This is a genomic window from Blautia sp. DFI.1.216 (assembly GCF_020594215.1).
Lineage (GTDB): Bacteria > Bacillota > Clostridia > Lachnospirales > Lachnospiraceae > Blautia_A > Blautia_A wexlerae.
Window position 1 is genome coordinate 1 of sequence record NZ_JAJDML010000089.1, and the last position, 7,415, is coordinate 7,415.

Sequence of the window (7,415 nt, forward strand, 5' to 3'; positions counted from 1 at the left end):
ATTTTTCTCGTAAGAACGAGAGATACTACGCTGTAATCTGCGTTTCTGTTTTTCTGATTTCTTTACTTTCTGACTCTTATTGATGTTCTTATACTTAGCCCCATCAGAGCAGACAGCCAGATCTTTGATTCCCAGGTCTATGCCGACTCCGTCATCATTAAGTATTTCCCTGCAGTCAGGAAATTCTACACATACGCTGATCCACCAGTTCAATCCGTCAAAGGATATTCTCGGGTTCATATATTTAGCATTTGTCGGAATACGTCCATGTTCTGCAAGCCTTACCCAATTCATTTTTTGTTTATTTGCTTTCCTGCTGGAAGAAAAGCCTTCAAATTTAACGTGTGTATTACTGAAGCGTATCTTAACGTTGTCCTGATAGAACTTCGGCATTGATCTCTTTTTTGACTTGAATCTTGGGAATTTCTGCAAACCCTTAAAAAAGTTCTTATACGCAGTACAGGCATCTTTGATCGCCTGTTTGGTTACATTATTTGAAATACTCAATAACCATGCATATTCATCAGAATGTCTAAGCTTTGTAAATTCTTTTCTGAGTTCTGCATCTGAAAGGAATTTTCCGCCTTTTTCATAGTTTTCTATTTCCCTGGCCAAAGCCCAGTTATAAGCAAATCTTGAAGCACCTGCGTACTGAAACATCTTAGTTTTCTGTACATTGTTTGGTATCAGCATTACTTTTATGGCTTTTACCATCTGTTTCCTCCTGTATCAGTTCACGGACAAGTTTCTTAGCTATATTCGCTCGTTTTCCCTGTAATTTACAACTGAATACTGTGATTATCTGAACCAGATCTTCAACAAGTTCCTGCTGTTCGGATTTTTCAGTATTATCAATGATCTCAATCTCACAATTATAAAGTGAAGTGATATATTCTATCTGCTCAAAACCAAATCGTAATAGCCGGTCTTTATATAAAACAACAACCTTTTCAACCTGATTTTGAGATATTCGCCTGATCAATTCCTGAAGTACTTTTTTCTTATAATTAATCCCGGAACCGATATCACTTATTATCTCAAATGGCTGTCCTTTTGCCAAAAGATATGTCTTAACATTATCAATCTGTCGTTCCAGATCATCTTTCTGTTTATGGCTGGAAACGCGACAATATCCAATTGTAATGCGTTTTTAGGCTTTACATTTATTACCTGGTTGAGTTGCTCATCAGAATAATATCTATAGCCACTTACTGTAGTATGATGCGGATGAAGTTTTCCATTGGCATCCCAATTTCGTAATGTCTGGGCAGATACGCCTATAATTTTTGAAAATTTATGTATAGAACAATATTTACTCAAAGTATCCACTTTCAATAATATCCTACTCTAATGTCTTATAAAACTCAACATGTGCTTATATAATTTTATAATTTATATTTAACTGCTTATAACCCCTTTCTGCTCATGCAGCAGCCACAGTTTCTTCTCCAGACACCGAAATTCCACTCTCATCACATCTGCACAGTACTCTCCGTCTGCATGGAGCACCATTGGCTTATCCAGAATCAGGCGAAATCCTTTTTCATTTCTGATAGTAAAACCATTAATATGCTCCTGCTTTGCAGCAACCAGAAACGGAAGCAGGAAAAAAGTCTGCCATTTGGCGATTCCGGATGCACTGCCAAGCGAGAGCAGACCGTCCTGCACCGATGCATGAGGTGCCATAGGAACCCCTCCGCCTTCTGCCGGCAGATTCATAGCTGCCGCAAAGATCATCTTCGGAAGAATATAGCCTCCATGTTCTGTCACCACCTTTGCATTGGCTGTCTCCATGGTAAAAAGAGACTGCACCGTCAATGCAAGATATGTAAGCTTACCCAGATGGAAACGGTTTAAAACCTGTTTCAGTCTGGAATGAAGTGCTTTTTTACACACAAGTGCATCCAGTCCCAGGCCGGAACTGATTCCAAAAATCCGCGGCTTCTCACAGCCTTCCCAGCTTACCTGCCCCAGATCTATCCTGTAAAGTGCTTCACCTCTCTGATCCTTTCTGATACAGGCACAGATTTCCCTCAGGCTCTCCTTCGGTGTTTTCGGCAGTTTCAGATTTCTGCCAAAATCATTCCCTGAACCAGTGGGGATCACGCCCAAACGTACCTTATCAAAGTCAGTAATACCATTCAGGACTTCATTGATCGTACCGTCTCCCCCAACCACCAGCAGATAGACAGGCTCTTCACCCTTCACCCGGGAAATCTGCTCAGCCAGTTTCGCGGCATGCCCTTCATATCTGGTCATATGGGCTTCATATTTTATTTTGTATCCCCGAAGCAGACACTGTGTCTCATTCCATACCCTGTGCGCCCGCCCTGTACCCGCTCCATTATTTACAATAATCTGTATCCTTCTCATTCTTCCTCACTCATATATTATATTTTCTGCCGTTTCTTCTATCTCGTTATAAATGCCAATACCTATACTATACAATATTTATCCATCACATACAAGACTTCGAAACTTCGAAAATCCTCTTTCACCGTCTGTCCAGTTGCTGTTCACACATCACTATCCTTAGACATTGTTCCGCATAATAGAACATTTTTCACCATCCTCATCTTCATATTCATCATCTTCCTCACCAGGACTGTAAAGAGGATAGATTTCATGAAGATACTCTTCTTCCAGATCAGACTGAAACCATTCCTGTCTGTTTTTGATTTTATTGATGTTTTCGGTGAAGCAGAAAAGAAATTCGCCCTTTTCAACATCATAATATTTACTTTCCCTAAGCGAGATGTAAGTCCGATTTTTTCCATATTTAACTTATAGGCTGTAATATACAGGTATCTTACAGGCTTTTTGTCGGAGTCTTCATATCTGGCAATAAAAGTTGCTTGTGTGGATATGATGTTCCTGGCATCAGCATTTATCAGAAAGACCACTGGACCGGTATTCCTGGATCAGATTCAGCCATTCTTTATCTGTACGTCTTGGATTGGATTTCTTTTAGGCATAAAAATTCAACTTCTGTTTTTTATTTGGAGTGGGATCAGCACAGGTACCAGAAGAACTGAAGTGAAATGGTCCTAAGTGCAAAAAACTGGAAAAGTTATAGAGATACTGTCTCACCTTCATAGCAGGTGGTTTATTTTTTTCCAAAGCTCCGTTTTTCGGAACAGCGAAAAACTCCACAATGGCAAACAGGGCTTTGCCCTAACAAATAGGAGAAAGGCTACTTTCACCCAATGATGAAAGCAGCCTTTCTCCCGTATTATTCATACAAATTTACGCGCTTGCTCTGTCTGCATTACTTGCTGTAGAAGCATTAGAGCCATGATTCCAAGGCAAGCAGTTGCAACCGCAGTTGCTGCAGTTATCACTGTCGCCTAACGCACTGGAAAATGCGATACCATTACGGCACATACACGCTCTAGTAAGTATAGAAATTACTATCATCAATAAAATATATTTACGGTCAATTTTCCAAATATATTTTATGCAGTATATAGTGTTATTTATCATACGACTTTTTTCTTTTCTCAATCCCTCACATCCTTATATCACTGTGTCTAGGGAATATTCCCTAGACACAGTGGAGAGGCCTCTCCACTGAAACCTTTGCTATTTATTTACTTGATGTTTCCGGAAAATAATATATCCCAAAACTGAACAGAGTACTGCTACTATTGCATTTACCAAAATTGCCATAACCGGCCAACTCAACACAATATTTCCTATACTATATGCCGTATACGACTGAAAGGAAAAATCTGCTATTTTAGGTGGTAGTAAAGATAGTACATGGCTCCACACATATCCCCCCGTATCCAGTGATAAAAATGTTGGGATTATAATCAACAGAAATGCGACAATAATAACCGCATAAGTGTTTTTCAATAAAGCCGACATAAAAAGTGTTATTCCCATAATTCCTAATGTAAAGAAATATCCCAATAATAATGTTATTCCTACCGCTTCTCCCATTGTAAGATTATATCCGACAGACATAGCTGGATACTTTAATTGAATAGGTAAATCTGCACCTTGTGTTCCTAAAAAAATCATATAGATACTTGAATAGATCAATGTTATTCCCCAGTAAACACCTGTTGCATATAACCATCCAGAAATAATCTTTGCCAAAATCAACTTACTTCTTCCATATTTCATGCATAAAATTAATGAATCACATTTAGACTGATATTCACCAGCAAATATTGGTGCAATTCCTATACAAATCAGCATCATAATTAACACAGGCCATGTTAATGTATCTAAAATCATACTCCATCCCTTGTGATAACCATATTGATATTCCTGCAAATTTCCTATCTTTTCTTTCCAGTAATCGGCTTCACCAGATGTCAATCGTCCTTGTTCTTTTTGCAAATTTATATATGCAATGTCTCTTTTTATTTGTGCTTTCCGAAAATCTTTCCCAACATTTTCTTCCAAAACTTCTTTTATACTACTACCGCTTCCCGGTTCTCTATATACATTAGTAACTAAACTCAATAACTCTCTGTTCGGAAGATAAAACGTTCTATATACTTCTTCTGACAAGTAATGATATGTTTCGCTTTCTGAATTTGTACCAGGATCTGAAATGTATTTTAAATACCGTCCTACTATATCATTAACGTTTTCCTGTGTTAATTCTATTTTCTTCTGCGTATTCTTCATCACTTCTACAGCACTCATTCCCGAAAAATTTTCACCTTTTTCATTTGTCGCACTTATTTGCATAATACTGGCCCAAACACAAAACACTAAAAACAATCCACAACCAATTATAACTAGTTGAGCTAATCTACTTTTCCATATTTTTTTCCATTCATATTTAATCATCTCACTCATTAGATTTACTACCCTTCTTGTAACTCATCAGAAAAAAGCTTCAAATACAAATCCTCCAAAGTTGGTTCTACAATTATCGCACCCTCTATTGGGGATGACGTAGAAATAACTCTTGCTTCTATAACTTCTTTCATTACATGCGAATTAGCAATACAATGTGTTCTTTCAAAATTACTCCATTGATTATTAGGCACTCTACACGACCATACCTCATTTTTTACCTCTTTCAACAATTCGTCGGCTGGACCTTGTAAAATAAATTTTCCCTTTTTCATGATCAATACTTGATCTGAAATATATTCTATATCTGACACAATATGTGTAGATATAATAATGATTTTGTCCTTTGACATTTCCGCAATAATATTTCTAAAATAAGCACGTTCTTTAGGATCCAGTCCTGCTGTCGGTTCATCTAAAATCAATATTTTAGGATCATTCAATAGTGCTTGCGCAATACCAAGCCGTCTTTTCATTCCTCCTGAAAAAGTCCTGATTTTTCTACCTGCATCTTTTTCTAAATTCACAAGTTTTAATAATTCTTTTGTTTTTCTTTTTGCGAATCTAGGAGGTAATCCTTTAATTGAAGCAATGTATAACATAAAATCATTAGCGGTAAAACCTGGTGTATACCCAAATTCTTGTGGCAAATAACCCAACATATCTCTAAATCGTTCCCCCATCTGTATATTATTTTCACCGTTAATTTTCACTTCACCTGCTGTCGGCTCAATAATTCCACAAATCATTTGCATTAGGGTTGTTTTTCCTGCACCGTTGGCTCCTAAAAAGCCATAAACGCCTTCTCTAAGTTCTGTATCAATACTTTCAACAGCAATTCTATTTTTGAATTGCTTAGATAAATGTTCCATTACTAATCTCATTCAAATTCCCTCCTGTTTTTTTTAATAACTGTTTTATTTCCACACCAATACCGCTAACTGCAATTAGTCCAAACACTAACCAAATAGCAAAATAACATGTTGCAAATAATTCCACTCCCGATATTTTCAATATAATAATACTACTACTTAAACATATTCCCCACGTCGTTGAATATAGTAGAATGTTTTCTTCATGACATTTATTTAAAATGTACATACAGCCAAAACACATTATTTCATAAGGAACTATTCCGTATAGAATAATCTGCCATATTACCGTTTCCTTTACAAGCGATAGTATTATAGTACTACAAATCAGAAAAAGAAGGTCAAAAATACCGAAAACGATTAGACGGATCATTAAAACTTTACTAAATGAATGTTTTGTAGCCATTTGTATTTCAAACATTCCAGGTTGAAATACATTACATATTTCTTTAGCATTAAACAAACATAAAATAGGACCTGTTGTTGCTATTAACGTCCACACCCAGTTATTACTGTAAACATCCTTTGCTAAAATCAAATATAATATAGAAATTGAAAAAAACGCCTTTAAACTCCATACTTTTTTACTAATAAACCCCAGCTGGTTCAAAAAAAATTCAGTATTTGTCATTCTTTGATTTCCTGAAAACAAATCTATTTTTTTTGCTTCGACAATAACTTTTTCCAATTTATATTCATCATATTGTGGTATATGTAATTGTTGCAATTTTTTCTTCAACGCTTTATCTCTCATATCCTATATCTCCTAATCTGTTTTTTAATATTTTTTCTATTTTTTTAATTTTATACCCCACAGTTGAAGGCGGAATATTTACAATTTGAGCAATATCTTTTACTTTAAAATTCTGATAATATCGTAATATAATCAATTCCTTATCTAATGGATCTAACATCTGTATTTCTCGCCATATATCTATCTGTAATGGAATATTATCTAACGCTCCATCGCAAGAAGCTTCCACTTCTGGTTCCTCTGTTATTTCGTATTTTTTTCGCTGAAAATCTCTTATTGTATTTTTTGCCACTACATATAAATAATTTTTTAATTTCCCATATTCACGATAACTATCAAGGCTTTTTAAAAATTTCAAAAAAACCTCTTGAGTAATATCCTCTGCTGTTTCCCTATTCCCAAGATGAAAAAAACAATATTTGTATATATCAGAATAATATCTCCGTATCAAATCTTCTACTTTTTCTTCATTCAAAAATAAATTTTGAATTTTTTTATTTTCAAACACAAATTTTCTCCTAAAATGCATCAACCATTTATCTCTATATAATGTATAACGATTATCTTAAACAAAAAAACAAAGTTTATTGATATTTTTTATATTTTATCTTATGATTGTTCTAAAAAAATTCTTATTATAGCAGTCCCAGATCTACCATCACCCATAATGGCACTCTCCCTTTATTTTAAACAATATCCCTGTTATCTTCCGGTTCTCTGCTGTTGTTTCCGATCACGGATATAATTCAGCTTTTTCTGATACTCATCCATGACAGCCCTCTCCCAGTCTTCTTTAAATGCTGCATTGATAGAATGGGCAATGTTTTTCAGACAGAAAATATCCTCCAGCGTGATCGTGCAGAATCCCCTTAAATTGTTCGGTTTATCATTCTTTTCCATTGGCAAATTATTTAAGTTAACTTGTTGTGCTAGATAAAATAAAATATAAAGAAACTTCAACAAAATATGCT

Annotated in this window: 7 protein-coding genes and 1 pseudogene; all 8 read right to left on the bottom strand. The window is 35.4% G+C overall.

All coding sequences use genetic code 11. The features are described 5' to 3' along the window. On the bottom strand, positions 1-714 hold a 714-nt coding region (locus tag LJE11_RS18215; RefSeq protein WP_227296350.1), incomplete at its 3' end, for an RNA-guided endonuclease InsQ/TnpB family protein. Next, positions 662-1,320 (bottom strand): annotated as a pseudogene (locus tag LJE11_RS18220) (IS607 family transposase). The gene LJE11_RS18215 and the pseudogene LJE11_RS18220, both read right to left, overlap by 53 nt. 78 nt (positions 1,321-1,398) lie before the next feature. Continuing rightward, positions 1,399-2,373 carry a diacylglycerol/lipid kinase family protein gene (locus LJE11_RS18225; protein WP_227296352.1) on the bottom strand — a complete coding sequence of 325 codons (975 nt, stop codon included), beginning with the start codon at positions 2,371-2,373 and terminating at the stop codon, positions 1,399-1,401. Positions 2,374-3,582: 1,209 nt separating this feature from the next. Further along, a complete protein-coding gene (locus LJE11_RS18230; protein WP_008705732.1) occupies positions 3,583-4,818 on the bottom strand; it encodes an ABC transporter permease in 1,236 nt (411 codons plus the stop codon). Positions 4,819-4,826: 8 nt separating this feature from the next. After that, complete coding sequence (locus LJE11_RS18235; protein WP_008705734.1) at positions 4,827-5,702, bottom strand: ABC transporter ATP-binding protein; 876 nt, start codon at positions 5,700-5,702, stop codon at positions 4,827-4,829. Next, positions 5,674-6,444, bottom strand: a complete 771-nt coding sequence (locus tag LJE11_RS18240) for a hypothetical protein (protein ID WP_119243249.1) — start codon at positions 6,442-6,444, stop codon at positions 5,674-5,676. The genes LJE11_RS18235 and LJE11_RS18240 overlap by 29 nt, the downstream gene beginning before the upstream one ends. Then, positions 6,434-6,952: an RNA polymerase sigma factor gene (locus tag LJE11_RS18245; protein WP_227296354.1), complete on the bottom strand. Its 519-nt coding sequence runs from the start codon at positions 6,950-6,952 to the stop codon at positions 6,434-6,436. Before LJE11_RS18245 ends, LJE11_RS18240 begins: the two co-directional genes overlap by 11 nt. Positions 6,953-7,146: 194 nt before the next feature. After that, positions 7,147-7,415, bottom strand: a 269-nt coding sequence (locus tag LJE11_RS18250) for a SpoVG family protein (protein WP_227296356.1), incomplete at its 5' end; no start/stop codon positions are given.